This window comes from Xylophilus sp. PBN-3R, assembly GCF_057747805.1.
Genome location: NZ_CM173225.1, coordinates 480,203 through 494,818, shown reverse-complemented (window position 1 = coordinate 494,818; position 14,616 = coordinate 480,203). Strand labels below are relative to the sequence as shown.

At 67.0% G+C, this 14,616-nt stretch carries 12 protein-coding genes; all 12 read right to left on the bottom strand.

Features of this window, described 5'->3' with window-relative positions:
• Positions 1 to 63: 63 nt before the first annotated feature.
• On the bottom strand, positions 64 to 1,497 hold the full coding sequence (gene murC, locus AC3ANW_RS02345; protein WP_488343602.1) for a UDP-N-acetylmuramate--L-alanine ligase: 1,434 nt from the start codon (positions 1,495 to 1,497) through the stop codon (positions 64 to 66).
• Between the two features lie 25 nt (positions 1,498 to 1,522).
• Positions 1,523 to 2,587, bottom strand: coding sequence for an undecaprenyldiphospho-muramoylpentapeptide beta-N-acetylglucosaminyltransferase (murG, locus tag AC3ANW_RS02340; RefSeq protein WP_488345336.1), 1,065 nt, complete (start codon positions 2,585 to 2,587; stop codon positions 1,523 to 1,525).
• Positions 2,584 to 3,864 (bottom strand): putative lipid II flippase FtsW, encoded by a 1,281-nt coding sequence (gene ftsW, locus AC3ANW_RS02335; protein ID WP_488343601.1) that lies wholly within the window; start codon positions 3,862 to 3,864, stop codon positions 2,584 to 2,586. The genes murG and ftsW overlap by 4 nt, the downstream gene beginning before the upstream one ends.
• Positions 3,861 to 5,549 (bottom strand): UDP-N-acetylmuramoyl-L-alanine--D-glutamate ligase, encoded by a 1,689-nt coding sequence (gene murD, locus AC3ANW_RS02330; protein ID WP_488343600.1) that lies wholly within the window; start codon positions 5,547 to 5,549, stop codon positions 3,861 to 3,863. Before murD ends, ftsW begins: the two co-directional genes overlap by 4 nt.
• A gap of 1 nt (position 5,550) precedes the next feature.
• Positions 5,551 to 6,729: a phospho-N-acetylmuramoyl-pentapeptide-transferase gene (gene mraY, locus AC3ANW_RS02325; RefSeq protein WP_488343599.1), complete on the bottom strand. Its 1,179-nt coding sequence runs from the start codon at positions 6,727 to 6,729 to the stop codon at positions 5,551 to 5,553.
• Entirely contained in the window at positions 6,723 to 8,111 is a 1,389-nt protein-coding gene (locus tag AC3ANW_RS02320; protein ID WP_488345335.1) for a UDP-N-acetylmuramoyl-tripeptide--D-alanyl-D-alanine ligase, read from the bottom strand. The genes mraY and AC3ANW_RS02320 overlap by 7 nt, the downstream gene beginning before the upstream one ends.
• Positions 8,112 to 8,125: 14 nt before the next feature.
• Positions 8,126 to 9,661: a UDP-N-acetylmuramoyl-L-alanyl-D-glutamate--2,6-diaminopimelate ligase gene (locus tag AC3ANW_RS02315; protein ID WP_488343598.1), complete on the bottom strand. Its 1,536-nt coding sequence runs from the start codon at positions 9,659 to 9,661 to the stop codon at positions 8,126 to 8,128.
• On the bottom strand, positions 9,661 to 11,415 hold the full coding sequence (locus AC3ANW_RS02310; protein ID WP_488343597.1) for a peptidoglycan D,D-transpeptidase FtsI family protein: 1,755 nt from the start codon (positions 11,413 to 11,415) through the stop codon (positions 9,661 to 9,663). Before AC3ANW_RS02310 ends, AC3ANW_RS02315 begins: the two co-directional genes overlap by 1 nt.
• Entirely contained in the window at positions 11,412 to 11,714 is a 303-nt protein-coding gene (ftsL, locus tag AC3ANW_RS02305; protein ID WP_488343596.1) for a cell division protein FtsL, read from the bottom strand. Before ftsL ends, AC3ANW_RS02310 begins: the two co-directional genes overlap by 4 nt.
• A complete protein-coding gene (gene rsmH, locus AC3ANW_RS02300; protein WP_488343595.1) occupies positions 11,711 to 12,628 on the bottom strand; it encodes a 16S rRNA (cytosine(1402)-N(4))-methyltransferase RsmH in 918 nt (305 codons plus the stop codon). Before rsmH ends, ftsL begins: the two co-directional genes overlap by 4 nt.
• 3 nt (positions 12,629 to 12,631) lie before the next feature.
• Positions 12,632 to 13,060 carry a division/cell wall cluster transcriptional repressor MraZ gene (mraZ, locus tag AC3ANW_RS02295; protein WP_488343594.1) on the bottom strand — a complete coding sequence of 143 codons (429 nt, stop codon included), beginning with the start codon at positions 13,058 to 13,060 and terminating at the stop codon, positions 12,632 to 12,634.
• A gap of 315 nt (positions 13,061 to 13,375) precedes the next feature.
• Complete coding sequence (locus AC3ANW_RS02290; protein ID WP_488343593.1) at positions 13,376 to 14,524, bottom strand: citrate/2-methylcitrate synthase; 1,149 nt, start codon at positions 14,522 to 14,524, stop codon at positions 13,376 to 13,378.
• Positions 14,525 to 14,616: the final 92 nt, after the last annotated feature.

Here is a 14,616-nt window from a genome sequence, read left to right as displayed (position 1 = left end):
CGACCTTGCCGAACGATGCGGCCGGCGGCAGCGTGGGCAGCCGGGAGGTGATGTCGTGTGGATTCACAGTGCGGCTCCGGCCGTCAGGTTGCTGGCGGCGCCCAGCATTTCGGCGACCTTGCCGGGCACTGCGCCGATGGAGCCGGCACCCATGCAGATCACCACGTCGCCGTCGCGCGTCTGGCCGGCGATGGCCGTGGGCATGTCGAGGATGTCGCCGACGAAAACGGGTTCGACCTTGCCGGCCACCCGCAGCGCACGCACCAGCGCCCGGCCGTCGGCCGCGACGATAGGCGCTTCGCCGGCGGCATACACCTCGGACAGCAGCACGGTGTTGGCGTTGTCGCCGATCACCTTGACGAAGTCCTCGAAGCAGTCGCGGGTGCGGCTGTAGCGGTGCGGCTGGAAGGCCAGCACGATCCGGCGGCCGGGGAAGGCGCCGCGCGCGGCCGAAAGCGTGGCCGCCATCTCGACCGGGTGGTGGCCGTAGTCGTCGATCAGGGTGAAGCTGCCGCCGTCGGCTGCGCGCAGTTCGCCGTAACGCTGGAAACGCCGGCCCACGCCGCGGAAACCCGCCAGCGCTTTCTGCACGGCCTCGTCGGCGATGCCCAGTTCGACCGCCACCGCGATGGCCGACAGCGCGTTCAGCACGTTGTGCCGGCCGGCCAGGTTGAGGGTGATGTCCAGGTCGGGAAGCGTGACGCCGTTGCGGCGATGCACTGTGAAATGCATCTGGCCGCCGTCGGCCCGCACGTTGACCGCCCGCACCTGTGCGTCTTCCGAGAAACCGTAGCTGGTCACCGGGCAGTTGACCTGGGGCAGGATTTCGCGGATGGCCGCGTCGTCCACACACAGGATGGCCACGCCATAGAAGGGCATGCGGTGCAGGAAGTCGACGAACGCGCGCTTCAGCCGATTGAAGTCGTGGCCGTAGGTTTCCATGTGGTCGGCGTCGATATTGGTGACGACCGCCATCACCGGCAGCAGGTTCAGGAACGATGCGTCCGACTCGTCGGCCTCGACCACGATGTGGTCGCCGGTGCCCAGCTTGGCGTTGGCGCCGGCGCTGTTCAACCGCCCGCCGATGACGAACGTAGGATCCAGCCCGGCTTCGGCCAGAACGCTGGTCACCAGGCTGGTGGTGGTCGTCTTGCCATGAGTGCCGGCGATGGCGATGCCCTGCTTCAGGCGCATCAGTTCGGCCAGCATCATGGCGCGCGGCACCACCGGAATGCGTTTGGTGCGGGCTGCCACCACTTCCGGGTTGGTCTGCTGCACGGCGGTGCTGGTGACTACCGCGTCGGCGCCGTCGATGTTGCTTTCAGCGTGGCCGATATGCGTCGTGATGCCCAGTGCGCCCAGCCGGCGCAGCGTGGTGCTGTCGGAAAGATCGGAGCCCGAAACGGTGTAGCCGAGGTTGAACAACACCTCGGCGATGCCGCTCATGCCGGAGCCACCGAGGCCGACGAAATGGATATGGCGGATGGCGTGTTTCATTGTTGTCGTGTGCGGAAATTCGGTTTCATCGGGCCACCTCTTCACAGGCCGCGACCATCGCGCCGACGGCATCCAGCTTAGCCACGCCGCGGGCCTTTTCGGCGCGGGCCAGCAGGTCGGCGCGGGTCATGGAACGCAGCATGTCGGCCAGCGATTGCGCGGTCATGGCTTTCTGCTGCACCAGCCAGGCGGCGCCGGCTTCGACCAGGAAGGCGGCATTGGTGGTCTGGTGGTCGTCCACCGCGAACGGGAAAGGCACGAACACCGCTGCGGCACCGACGGCGGCGATCTCGGTCACCGTGCTGGCGCCCGCCCGGGCGACGATCACGTCGGCTTCGGCGAAGGCGCTGGCCGTGTCCCGGATGAAAGGGGTCAGTTCGGCTTCCACGCCGGCAGCGGCATAGTTGGCCTTGAGTTCGGCGATCTGCTTTTCGCCGCTCTGGTGCAGCACGACCGGACGCTCGGCGGCAGGAATCAGCGCCAGCGCGGCCGGCACGATCTCGTTGAGCGCCTTGGCGCCCAGGCTGCCGCCCACCACCAGCAGGCGCAGCGGACCGGTGCGGCCGGCAAAACGTTCGGCCGGTGCGGGCACCTTCAGGAATTCGGCGCGCAGCGGATTGCCCACCCATTCGCCGGTCTTCAGCACGTTCGGGAAGGCGGTGAATGCACGGTCGGCCACCAGCGCCAGGACACGGTTGACCAGGCCCGGAACCGAGTTCTGTTCGTGCAGGATCACCGGCCGCCAGCTCAGCACCGTCATCAGTCCGGCCGGGAACGCGATGTAGCCGCCCAGGCTGACCGCCACATCGGGCTTGACCCGGCGCACCATCGCCAGGCTCTGGCCGAAGGCACGCAGCAGGCGGATCGGCAGCATCAGCAAGGTCGTGAAACCCTTGCCGCGCACGCCGCCGAAGTGGATGGTTTCGAAAGCGAAACCGCGTGGCGGAACCAGGCGTTGTTCCATGCTGTCGGGCGCGCCGACCCAATGCACCGTCCAGCCGCGTTCACGCAGCGCCTCGGCCACGGCGATGCCGGGGAAGATGTGGCCGCCGGTGCCGCCCGCCATGACGAGTGCGGTCTTGCCCATCAGATCCGCCCTCCACGCATGAGGACGCGGTTCTCATAGTCGATCCGCAAGACGATGGCCACCGCCACCAGGTTCATCAGGATCGCCGACCCGCCATAACTCATGAAGGGCAGGGTCAGGCCCTTGGTCGGCAGCGCGCCCAGGTTCACGCCCATGTTGATGAAGGACTGGAAACCCACCCAGATGCCGATGCCCTGCGCCACCAGGCCTGCGAACACCCGGTCCAGCGCGATGGCCTGGCGGCCGATGTGCATGATCCGGCGCGTCAGCCACAGGAACAGGCCGATGGCGATCAGCACGCCGACCATGCCGAATTCCTCGCCGATGACGGCCATCAGAAAGTCGGTGTGCGCTTCGGGCAGCCAGTGCAGTTTCTCGACGCTGCCGCCGAGGCCGACACCGAAGACCTCGCCGCGGCCGATGGCGATCAGCGAATGCGACAACTGGTAGCCCTTGCCCAGCGTGAGTTTCTCGTCCCAGGGGTTGAGGTACGCGAAAATCCGCTCGCGTCGCCACTCGCTCATCATCACCATCATGCTGAAGGCGAACACCAGCACCGCCGCGATCAGGAAGAACATGCGCGCATTGACGCCGCCCAGGAACAGGATGCCCATGGCGATGATGGCGATCACCATGAAGGCGCCCATGTCGGGTTCGGCCAGCAGCAGCACCCCGACCACGGCCACCGCAGCGCCCATCGGCAGCACGGCTCGGAAGAACCGTTCCTTCACGTCCATCTTGCGAACCATGTAGTCGGCGGCGTAGATGACCACCGACAGCTTGGCCAGTTCGGACGGCTGGAAGTTCATCACGCCCAGGGGAATCCAGCGGCGGGCGCCGTTCACGCTGCGTCCCACGTGGGGAACCAGAACCGCCAGCAGCAGGAGCAGCGAGAAGATGAAGAGGTAAGGGGCCATCCGCTCCCAGGTGCGGATCGGGATCTGGAAGGCCAGCAGCGCAGCCACGAAACCCAGCACCAGGCCGATGACATGGCGGGTCAGGAAATAGGTCTGGCTGTAGCCCAGGCGTCCGAAGCGCGGGTTGTCCGGCATGGCGATCGAGGCCGAATAGACCATCACCAGGCCCCAGGCCAGCAGCGCCACCGTGACCCACAGCAAGGCCTGGTCGAAACCCATGAGGCGAGCCGGCGCGGTCTGGGTGCGGGCGTATTCCTGCGAACCGATGCGCACCGGCAGGGCTTCGCTGGCCGCATGGAACAGGCCGCTGAACCAGCCGCCGACACGGCCGCGCAAGCCTGCGGTTTCCGGGGTCGCGCTCATTCGTCGGCTCCTTCGTGCAGGCTCTGCGAAAGGCTCGTCTGCTGGTCGGCCAGATCGGCCACCGCTTCGCAGAACACTTCGGCCCGGTGGTCGTAACCCCGGAACATGTCGAAACTGGCGCAGGCCGGCGACAGCAGCACCGCATCGCCGGCATGGGCCAGGCGGCTGGCGATGGCCACGGCGTCCTGCATGGTTTCCGCCGAATGCATGGCCACGCCGGAATCGGCCAGGGCATCGCCGATGAGCGGGCCATCGCGGCCGATCAGCACCACCGCGCGGGCGTAGCGGGCGACCGGTGCGGCCAGCGGGCTGAAGTCCTGGTCCTTGCCGACGCCGCCGAGGATGACCACGATGCGGCGGTCCGCACCCAGGCCGGCCAGCGCGGCCACGGTGGCGCCGACGTTGGTGCCCTTGCTGTCGTCGAAGAACTCCACGCCTTCGAAGATGGCGACCGACTCGACCCGATGCGGTTCTCCGCGGTATTCACGCAGGCCGTACAGCATCGGCGCCAGCATGCAGCCGGCGGCCTGGGCCAATGCCAGCGCGGCAAGGGCATTGACGGCGTTGTGGCGGCCGCGGATGCGCAGCGCATCGGCCGGCATCAGGCGCTGGATGTGCAGGTCGTCGGCGGCTTCGTTGCGTTTGCGGCGGGTCTCGTCGGCCTCGGTGGCGCGCACCAGCCAGGCCATGCCGTTGACCACCTCGATGCCGAAATCGCCGGGACGCTGCGGCATGTCGCCGCCGAAGGTGACATGGGCACGCTGGCGGGGTTTCTGCAGCTTCACTTTCACCGGCTCGGGCAGCATCGCCATCACGGCCGGGTCTTCGCGGTTCAGCACCATCAGGCCCCACTCGCCGAAGATGCGGGCCTTAGCACCGGTGTATTGCGGCATGCCGCCGTGCCAGTCCAGGTGGTCCTGGCTGATGTTGAGCACGGTCGCGGCGGTGGGCTCGAAACCCTTCACCGCGTCGAGCTGGAAGCTGGAGAGTTCGAGCACCCACACCTGCGGCAGCGTGCCGGCGTCCATATGGGCGGCGAGCGTGTCGAGCAGGGTCGGGCCGATGTTGCCGGCCACGGCCACCGTCTTGCCGGCTCGTTCGACCAGCTGGCCGGTCAGCGAGGTGACGGTGGTCTTGCCATTGGTGCCGGTGATGGCCAGCACGGCCGGGCGGTATTGGGGTGGGGCCGGTTCCCCGACGGGCGCCCTTTCGGCCGGCACCGCGTCGGCCGGACGGTCCTCGTCGCCATCCTCGGGCTCGACAGGCAGCGGCTCTTCGTCGAGTTCGTCGTCCATCGCATAGGGATCCACGCGCTGCGGCAGCACCACCTCGATGTCGGGGCCGCGCATGTCGAACAGCGCCGCGGCGAGCAGGTCGAGTTCGCCACCGACCACCAGACCGATGGCCCGGGCCGCATCGACCACTGCGGCGGTCTGCGGAGGCGCCAGGCCGGGCGAAACATAGACCGCCCGCACCACGCCGCCCTGCACCAGGGTGTCGTCGAACGGTCCTGCGACGAAACCCGCCTCCGGAAGTTCGGCCCGCAATACTTCCAGTTGCGGCGGGGCGTCGCGGGTATCGGCCACCGTCACCCGAGCGCCGTGGCGGGTACACCAGCGCGCCATGGCCAGACCCGAGGCGCCGAGGCCCAGGATCAGGACGGGGAGGTCTTGAAGGTGCTTCATGTCAGCGCAGCTTCAAGGTGGACAAACCGATGAGGCACAGCAGCATGGTCACGATCCAGAAACGGACCACGACCTGCGTCTCCTTCCAGCCCTTTTTCTCGAAATGATGGTGCAGCGGAGCCATCAGGAACAGCCTGCGGCCCACGCCGGTCCGTTTCTTGGTGATCTTGAACCAGACCACCTGCAACATCACCGACAGCGCCTCGGCCACGAACACGCCGCCCATGATGGCCAGCACGATTTCCTGCCGCACGATCACCGCCACCGTGCCCAGCGCGGCGCCCAGCGCCAGAGCGCCGACGTCGCCCATGAAGACCTGCGCCGGATGGGCGTTGAACCACAGGAAAGCCAGGCCCGCACCGGCGATGGCCGCGCAGAACACCAGCAATTCGCCCGAGCCGGGGATGTGCGGGAACAACAGGTACCTCGAGAAGGTGGCGCTGCCGCTGATGTAGGCAAAAATGCCCAACGCCGCGCTCACCATCACCACCGGCATGATGGCCAGCCCGTCCAGACCGTCGGTCATGTTGACCGCGTTGCTGGAACCGACGATGACCAGATAGGTCAGGATCACGAAACCGATCACGCCCAGCGGGTAGCTGACCGCCTTGAAGAACGGCACCATCAGGCCGGCCTTGGGCGGCAGGTCGACGTCGAAACCCGAGCTGATCCAGGTGCCGACGAGTTGCAGCACCTTCCAGTTGGACGATTCCGAAATGCTGAACACCAGGTAGAGCGCCGCCAGCAGGCCGATCAGCGATTGCCAGAGGTATTTCTCGCGCGACCGCATGCCTTCGGGGTCTTTATGAACCACCTTGCGCCAGTCGTCGGCCCAGCCGATGGCGCCGAAACCGCCGGTCACCAGCAGCACGATCCAGACGAAACGGTTGGACAGATCGGCCCACAGCAGGGTCGACATGGCGATGGAAAACAGGATTAGCACACCACCCATGGTCGGCGTGCCGCTCTTCACCAGATGGGTCTGCATGCCGTAGCCGCGCACCGGTTGGCCGATCTTGAGCGCGGTCAGGCGGCGGATGACGAACGGGCCGGCGGCCAGCGCGATGAGCAGCGCGGTCATGGCGGCCATCACCGCGCGGAAGGTCAGGTACTGGAACACCCGCAGGGTGCCGAACTCGGGCGACAGTGTCTGCAGCCACTGGGCGAGACTGATCAGCATGCGCGCACCTCGGCGGCTTCGCGGGCGGCCAGGGCTTCGACGGCCAACACGGCACGTTCCATCTGCATGAACCGTGAACCCTTCACCAGCACGCTGCCGGCTTTCGGCAGAGCTTGCAGCAGCGCGGTTTCGAGCGCGGCGTAATGGTCGAAATGCACCGCATCGCCGCCGACCGAGGCGCACAGGGCGCCGAGGGTGAAGACGGTCTCGATGCCGCGGTCACGCGCATGTGCGCCGGCTTCGGCATGGAAGGCCGGACCCTGATCGCCCACCTCGCCCATGTCGCCCAGCACCAGCAGGCGCGGGCCGGGCAGCGAGGCCAGGACGTCGATGGCGGCACGCACCGAATCCGGGTTGGCGTTGTAGCTGTCGTCGATCAGCGTGACCGGACGTCCGGCGATGCGGAGCTGTACCGCACGCGACCGGCCCTTGACCGGAGCGAAAGCCGCCAGCCCAGCGGCGATGGCTGCGACATCGACACCGGCTGCCAGTGCGCAGGCCGATGCAGCCAGCGCGTTGAGCAGGTTGTGGCGGCCGGCCACGGCCAGCCTGAAAGCGATGTCGCCCGCGGGCGTGGCAGCCACCACGGCCCAGGCATCGCCCTGCCATGCGGCAGAGCGCAGCCACAGGTCGGCGCCGTCGGCTGCAGTCTCGGCGAAGGTCAGGCACTGGCGCTGGCCGGCCAGCGAACGCCACAGCACGGTGAAGGCGTCACCGGCCGGGAACACGGCACAGCCGTCCGCCGGCAGGGCCGAGATGACACTGCCGTTTTCATGGGCCACGGCATCGACCGTGTGCATGAATTCCTGGTGTTCGCGCTGCGCGTTGTTGACCAGCGCCACGGTGGGCTGCGCGATATGCGCCAGCACGGTGATTTCGCCGGGATGGTTCATGCCCAGCTCGACCACACCCGCCCGGTGGCTGTCGCGCAGGCGCAGCAGCGTCAGCGGCACGCCGATGTCGTTATTGAAGTTGCCTTGCGTGGCGAAGGCGGCGTCTCCATAGGCTGCACGCAGGATGCTGGCGACCATCTGGGTGACCGTCGTCTTGCCGTTGCTCCCGGTCACGGCCACCAGCGGCAGTGTGAACCGATGGCGCCAACCGGCGGCCAGCGCAGCCAGGGCGGCGCGGCTGTCGGCCACCTCGATACCTTGCAGGCCGGCGGCTTCGAGACCGCCGTGGGCGATGGCCGCCACGGCGCCGCTGCTGCGGGCATCGGCCAGGAAGTCGTTGGCGTCGTAACGCTCGCCGCGCAGGGCGACGAACAGATCGCCCGGCTGCAGGCTGCGGGTATCGGTATGGATGCGGGCAATCGGCAGTTCGCCGTTGCCGACCAGGCGGGTGCCGCCGGTCCAGGCAAAGGCCTGCTGCAGGGTCATCATGTGCGGTGCGGGATTCATGGAGCTCGAAAGAGGTTGGCCGATGCCTGCGACAGGGAGACGGCACGCTGGTCCAGCGCGGCCTCGACCTGTTGACGATCGGAGAAGGGAGTGCGGCGTCCGGCCGTCTCCTGATAGGTTTCGTGGCCCTTGCCGGCGACCAGGACGACATCCTGGACGTCGGCCTGCGCCACCGCGCCGGCAATCGCGCGGGCGCGGTCGATTTCAATATGGTGCGAATGACCAGCGGGCAGTCCGGCGGCGACCTGCGCCACGATGGCGGCCGGGTCTTCGCTGCGCGGGTTGTCGCTGGTGATCCAGACGATGTCGGCGCCTTGCCCGGCAACGGCCGCCATCACCGGTCGTTTGACCGGATCGCGGTCGCCGCCGCAGCCGAAGACGCAGACCAGCCGTCCGCCACGTGCCGCGGCCAACGGACGCAGCGCGGTGAGTGCCTTGTCGAGTGCGTCCGGCGTGTGGGCGTAGTCGACCGCCACCAGCGGTTGACCGGCACGTGCGATGTTTTCCATCCGGCCGGGCACTGGCGCCAGGTCGGCGCAGGCCGCCACCGCCTGCGCCAGCCGTAGGCCGAGCGCCCGCAAGCCGCCGATGACAGCCAGCAGGTTGGCGATGTTGTAGTGGCCGACGGCCCGGGTGGACAGCGTGTGGCGCTCGCCGCCCTCGACCAGGGCGAAACGCAGCCCACCGGTATCGGCATGGCCGATGTCCTCGGCACGCAGGCGGGCGGCTGCTGCGCCCTCGGCGGAATAGGTCCACAGGTCGAGCGGGCCGGCGGCCAACTGATCGGCCAGTGCGGCGCCGTGGGCGTCGTCGATGTTGACCACCGCCGATTGCAGGCCCGGCCAGGCGAACAGTTCGGCCTTGGCAGCCCAGTAGGCTTCCATGCCGCCGTGGTAGTCCAGGTGGTCCAGCGTGAAATTGGTGAACAGGCCGACACGGATCCGGGTGCCGTCCAGCCGCCGCTCGGCAATGCCGATGGAAGACGCCTCGATGGCGCATGCCACCAGGCCGTCGTCGGCGAACTGGCGGAACACCCGTTGCAGCAGCACCGGATCGGGAGTGGTCAGGCCGTTGGAAACAACGTTCGGCGGAACGCCGGTGCCCAGAGTGCCGACCAGGCCGCAGCCTCGGCCGGTGTGGGCCAGCGCCTGCGCCAGCCACCAGGCGGTGGTGGTCTTGCCGTTGGTGCCGGTGACGGCCAGGACGTCGAGCTGCCTGGAGGGCTGGCCGAACCAGTCGGCGGCGATGTGCCCGGTGGCAGCTTTCAGCTGCGGACATGCGGCCACCGCCGAGCCGTCGGCGAACACGAAGGCTTCGACGCCCTGCTGTTCGACCAGGCAGGCCGAGGCACCGCGTGCGAAAGCGTCGGCGACGAACGCGCGGCCATCGACCGCCGCGCCCGGCCAGGCGATGAAGCCATCTCCCGGCTCGATCTGGCGGCTGTCGATACGCAGCGTGCCGGTGACTTTCGAACGCAGCCAGGCGACTGCTTCGGATGCGTTCTTCAGCAAGAGGAGTTCGGTGGCAACCATCAGAACGACTCCTCCACTTCCTTGGAAACCACCTGCGGCCGCACGCTCAAGTCGGGCTGCACACCCATGATGCGCAGGGTCTGGGCCACTACTTCGCTGAAAACGGGCGCGGCCACCGTGCCACCGAAATAGGTGCCGTTGCTGGGCTCGTCGACCATCACCGCGACGATGATTCGCGGGTTTTCAATCGGCGCGATGCCGTTGAACCAGGCCCTGTATTTATGGGCCGCATAACCGCGACCCTCTTGCTTGTGGGCGGTGCCCGACTTGCCGCCGACCGAATAACCCATGGTCTGCGCACGCGGGCCGGTGCCGCCGGGGCCGGCGGCCATCTGCAGCATGCGGCGCACTGCGGCAGCGTTCCTGGGCGAGAACACCTGCGTGCCGACGGCCGGCTGGTCGCTCTTGAGAATGGTGGCGGGAATCAGGTGGCCGTCGTGGGCGAACACGGTGTAGGCGTGCGCCATCTGGAACAGCGAAGCCGAAAGGCCGTAGCCATAGGACATGGTGGCCTGCTCCACCGGGCGCCAGGTCTTCCAGGGACGCAGCCGGCCGGTGACGGCGCCGGGGAAGGTCAGCTGGGGTTTCTGGCCGAAACCGACCTGGCTGAAGGCGTCCCACATCTCGTGGGGCGACATGCGCTGCGAGATCTTGGTGGCGCCGACGTTGCTCGACTTCTGGATCACGCCCTCGACCGTCTGCACGCCGTAGTTGTGGGTGTCGGTGATGGTCGAGCCGGTCACGTTGATGCGGCCCGGCGAGGTGTCGATGATGGTCTGCGGCGTGACGCGGCCCAGTTCCAGCGCGGCGGCGACGGTGATGGGTTTCATGGTCGAGCCGGGCTCGAAGGTGTCGGTGAGGGCGCGGTTGCGCAGTTGCTCGCCGGACAGGTGCTGGCGGTTGGCCGGGTCGTAGCTGGGGTAGTTGGCCAACGCCAGGATTTCGCCGGTGATGGAGTCGAGCACCACCACGCTGCCGGCCTTGGCCTTGTGGAAAAGCACCGCGTCGCGCAGCTTCTGGTAGGCAAAGAACTGCACCTTGCTGTCGATCGACAGCTGGATGTCCTTGCCGTCCAGCGGCGGCACGACGTCGCCCACGCTTTCGACGGCCCGGCCCAGGCGGTCCTTGATGACACGTCGGGTGCCCTGCTTGCCGCCGAGTTCGGTGTTGAAGGCGAGTTCGATGCCTTCCTGGCCCCGGTCCTCGACGTTCGTGAAACCGACGATGTGCGCCGCAGCCTCCCCTTCGGGGTACTGGCGTTTGTATTCCTTGCGCTGGTAGATGCCCTTGATGTCCAGCGCGGCGATCTGCTTGGCGACGGGTTCGTCGACCTGGCGCTGGATCCAGACGAAGGTCTTGTCCTCGTCGGCCAGCTTCTTGTTCAGTGCGGCGGGCGGCATGTTCAGCAGCTTGGCCAGCTGCTTGAGCTTGGCGGCCACGGCCGGGTCCTCCTTGTCGACGTCTTCCGGAATGGCCCAGATGCTGGGCGCGATCACGCTGGACGCCAGCAGCAGGCCGTTGCGGTCGAGGATGCGGCCGCGATTGGCCGGCAATTCGATGTTGCGGGCGAAACGCACCTCGCCCTGCCGCTGGAAGAAGGCGTTGTTGATGACCTGCACATAAGAAGCCCGCGCCGCCAGTCCCACGAAGCCCAGCGCGATGCAGGCGACGATGAACTTGCTGCGCCAGACTGGCGTCTTGCTGGCCAGCAAGGGGCTCGACGCGTACTGGACGCTGCGGCTTCCACGGCTCATTGCGCTGCCGCCTTTGGCGCAGCGGCCACGGTCGCGCCTGAATACGGCACGTACTGCGTGATGGCCGGCGTGGTGTTGCGCATCTGGAGCTTGTCGCGCGCGAGTTTTTCGACCCGCAGCGGCGTGGCCTGGCCGCGTTTTTCGACCTGGAGGCGGTCGCGCTCCACATCCAGGCGGTGCGCCTCGGCAGTGGCACGCTCCATCTCGGTGAAGAGCTGGCGCGATTCGTACTGCACATGCACCAGGTACAGGGCGCTGGCCAGGACGGCCAGCAGCAGCACGATGGACAGACGCGTCACGCGGGCACCTCCGTCCGCTCGGCGATACGCAGCATGGCGCTGCGCGAACGCGGATTGGCCGAGACTTCGGCCTCGCTGGGCTTGGCGCGGCCAAGGGCCTTCAGGCGCATGGGAGCCGGCGGCGCGAACGGGGCGCGACGGTCGTAGACCTCCTTCGATTGCTGGGCAATGAAGGTCTTGACGATCCGGTCCTCGAGCGAATGGAAACTGATGACCGACAGCCGGCCGCCGGTCTTCAGCACCGTCAGGCTGGCGTCCAGTGCCTGCTGCAGTTCTTCGAGTTCGGCGTTGATGAAAATCCGAAAAGCCTGAAATGTGCGTGTTGCAGGGTTCTGGCCGTACTCGCGGGTCTTGACCTGGCCAGCCACGAGGTCGGCCAGATCGGTGGTGGTTGAAAGCGGGCCTCTTTCTTCCCGGCGAGCAACAATCGCCTTCGCAATGGGGCCAGCAAACCGTTCTTCTCCATAGTCACGTATCACCTCCGCGATCTGCTGAACATCGGCCACGGCCAGCCACTCGGCCACGCTTTCACCACGGGTGGTGTCCATGCGCATGTCGAGCGGGCCGTCGAAACGAAAAGAAAAACCCCGTGCGGGGCTGTCGATTTGGGGGGAGCTGACACCGAGGTCCATCAGGACCCCGGCCGCGCTGCCCGGAGGCAGCTCCCCCAGGTTGGCGAACCCCTGGTGCCGGATGGAAAACCGGCTGTCGTCGACGGCCCCGGCCGCCGCGATGGCTTCAGGATCCTTGTCGAAGGCGATGAGCCGGCCGGCGGGAGACAGGCGCGAAAGGATCAGTCGGCTGTGACCGCCGCGACCGAAGGTGGCGTCGACATAGGTACCGTCCGGGTCTTGCACCAGGGCGTCGACCGCCTCGTGGAGCATGACGGTCGTATGAGCTGCAGGATTGGTCATGACTTAGAAAGAGAAATCCTGGAAGGCGTCGGGCATTTCGCCCTTCATCGCCTCGGCCTCCTGGGCCTCGTAGCTCGCCTTGTCCCAAAGCTCGAAATGGTTGCCCATGCCGAGCAGCACGCAGTCCTTGCTGATGCCGGCCGCCGTGCGCAGTTCGGGCGACACCAGCACGCGGCCGGTACCGTCCATTTCGACATCCATCGCATTGCCCAGGAAAATGCGCTTCCACCATTGGGCGGACATCGGCAACTGGGCGATGCGTTCGCGAAATTTCTCCCATTCGGGGCGCGGGAAGACCATCAGGCAGCCGTGCGGATGCTTGGTGATGGTGAGTTGCCCCGAAGCCGTCGCGCCCAGGACATCGCGGTGACGCGTCGGGACCGACAAGCGACCCTTGGCATCGAGACTCAGCGATGAAGCCCCTTGGAACACGACAGTCAAACCTCCGGGAGATGCGCAAATGCGACTTGCTGGTAGTGCGGGTGAACTGCCTGGCCGGGCCACTTTTCCCCACTTAATTGCACTTTTTTGCACTGTATCAGGAAACGCATCACCCACAAGAGCGGGCAAGGGCAACTTTCACAATGAAATCAAGGACTTAGCACAGACTCAAAGAAGTGTTTCCATAGGAAAAACCTTCTAGATGAAGCACTTACACACCCATGTCAAAGTGAAAGTTGAGACCCGGACTCACATGTAACAGTACCCAAGCTGGTGCAGTCACGGGCGCAAAAAGACCGGAACGATTCAAATCCGTGCCGGCGGCAATCCGACATAACGTCCGCGGGGGCGAATCACCTGGGCGACGCCGAGCTGTTCGAGGCTGTGCGCCAGCAGCCCGATGCTGCGCGCCGTCGCGAACATGCCGAACACCGCGTCGGCCGGCAGGTTCAGGTGGGCTGAAAGAGCCGCCAGGGCGACGTCGATGTTCGGCGGCAGGCCGGTCAACTCGGTCACGCTCCGGACGAAGGCCGCGATGACCTCCGGCGGTTCGAACAGCGCGAGCAAGGCGGCGGCCCGCGGATCGCCGTCCGGATAGAGGTGATGGCCGAAGCCCGGCAGCGGCAGGCCCGACGACAGGTAATGCCTCACGACCGGCTCCTGCCCGAGGCGCTGCACATCTTCGAAAAGCGCCTGAACCTGGCCGGAAGCGTCGCCGTGCAGCGGGCCGGACAGCGTGGTCAGGCCCGCCAGCAGGCAGGCCGGCAGCGACGCACCGGTCGATGCGGCGACGCGCGCGGCGAAGGCAGAACTGGTCAGTTCGTGATCGACCAGCAGCACCATCGCGGTCCGCAGCAACTCGGCTGCCGCGGCATCCTGGCCCCAGCCCGTGGCGAAACGCAGGTGCAGCGGCTCCGAGCCCGGCCGGGCGCCGAAGGCATTCGCCAACTGCCCGACCAGGCCCTGCCCTTCCTGCTGCAGCACCCGTGTCAGGCGCCCCCGCGTGGAATGGCCGTTGGCTGCGCGCACCGCCAGCGTGGTGAATGCCGCGGCCCGTGCGGATTCGGCGGCCGGCACCGCGGCATTGCACGAAAAGTCGGCCGGCCGCTCGCCCGCCCATAACAGGCAGGCAGCGTCTTCCAGTGTTGCAGTGCGGGCCAGCACGACAGCGTCCTGGCCGCGGTAGTACAGACGGCCGCGGTGAAAGGCCGACAGGGCGGTGGCGATGCTGGGCTCGGCACCGAACAGCGTGTTGTTCGCAAGCGTCTCGAACTTGCGGCCGGCCTGCTTGCGTTTGTTCAGGGCCGCCGCGTCTTCGGCGCGATAGAGGCTGCGGCGCGGATGGGCCGGGTCGGCCATCACCTCGAGTTTCTTGCGACTGACATAGGCATAGACCGTCTGCGGCCGCACGCCCAGCAGGCTGCACACCTCGTCCATCGATATCCAGGAAGCCATTTCGATTCGAGCCATTCAGATCAGGGAAAGCACCAAGCATTGATTTTATCCGTCAATGTTGCTTGACTAGTCAAGTAGTTACTAGGATGGCC

Excerpts from the sequence above, each read along its gene's own strand:
- murC (WP_488343602.1), bottom strand. The coding sequence starts at position 1,497 with ATGAAACACGCCATCCGCCATATCCATTTCGTCGGCCTCGGTGGCTCC.
- AC3ANW_RS02290 (WP_488343593.1), bottom strand. The coding sequence starts at position 14,524 with ATGGCTTCCTGGATATCGATGGACGAGGTGTGCAGCCTGCTGGGCGTG.
- ftsW (WP_488343601.1), bottom strand. The coding sequence starts at position 3,864 with ATGAGCGCGACCCCGGAAACCGCAGGCTTGCGCGGCCGTGTCGGCGGC.
- AC3ANW_RS02310 (WP_488343597.1), bottom strand. The coding sequence starts at position 11,415 with ATGAGCCGTGGAAGCCGCAGCGTCCAGTACGCGTCGAGCCCCTTGCTG.
- rsmH (WP_488343595.1), bottom strand. The coding sequence starts at position 12,628 with ATGACCAATCCTGCAGCTCATACGACCGTCATGCTCCACGAGGCGGTC.
- mraY (WP_488343599.1), bottom strand. The coding sequence starts at position 6,729 with ATGCTGATCAGTCTCGCCCAGTGGCTGCAGACACTGTCGCCCGAGTTC.
- murD (WP_488343600.1), bottom strand. The coding sequence starts at position 5,549 with ATGAAGCACCTTCAAGACCTCCCCGTCCTGATCCTGGGCCTCGGCGCC.
- AC3ANW_RS02320 (WP_488345335.1), bottom strand. The coding sequence starts at position 8,111 with ATGATGACCCTGCAGCAGGCCTTTGCCTGGACCGGCGGCACCCGCCTG.
- AC3ANW_RS02315 (WP_488343598.1), bottom strand. The coding sequence starts at position 9,661 with ATGGTTGCCACCGAACTCCTCTTGCTGAAGAACGCATCCGAAGCAGTC.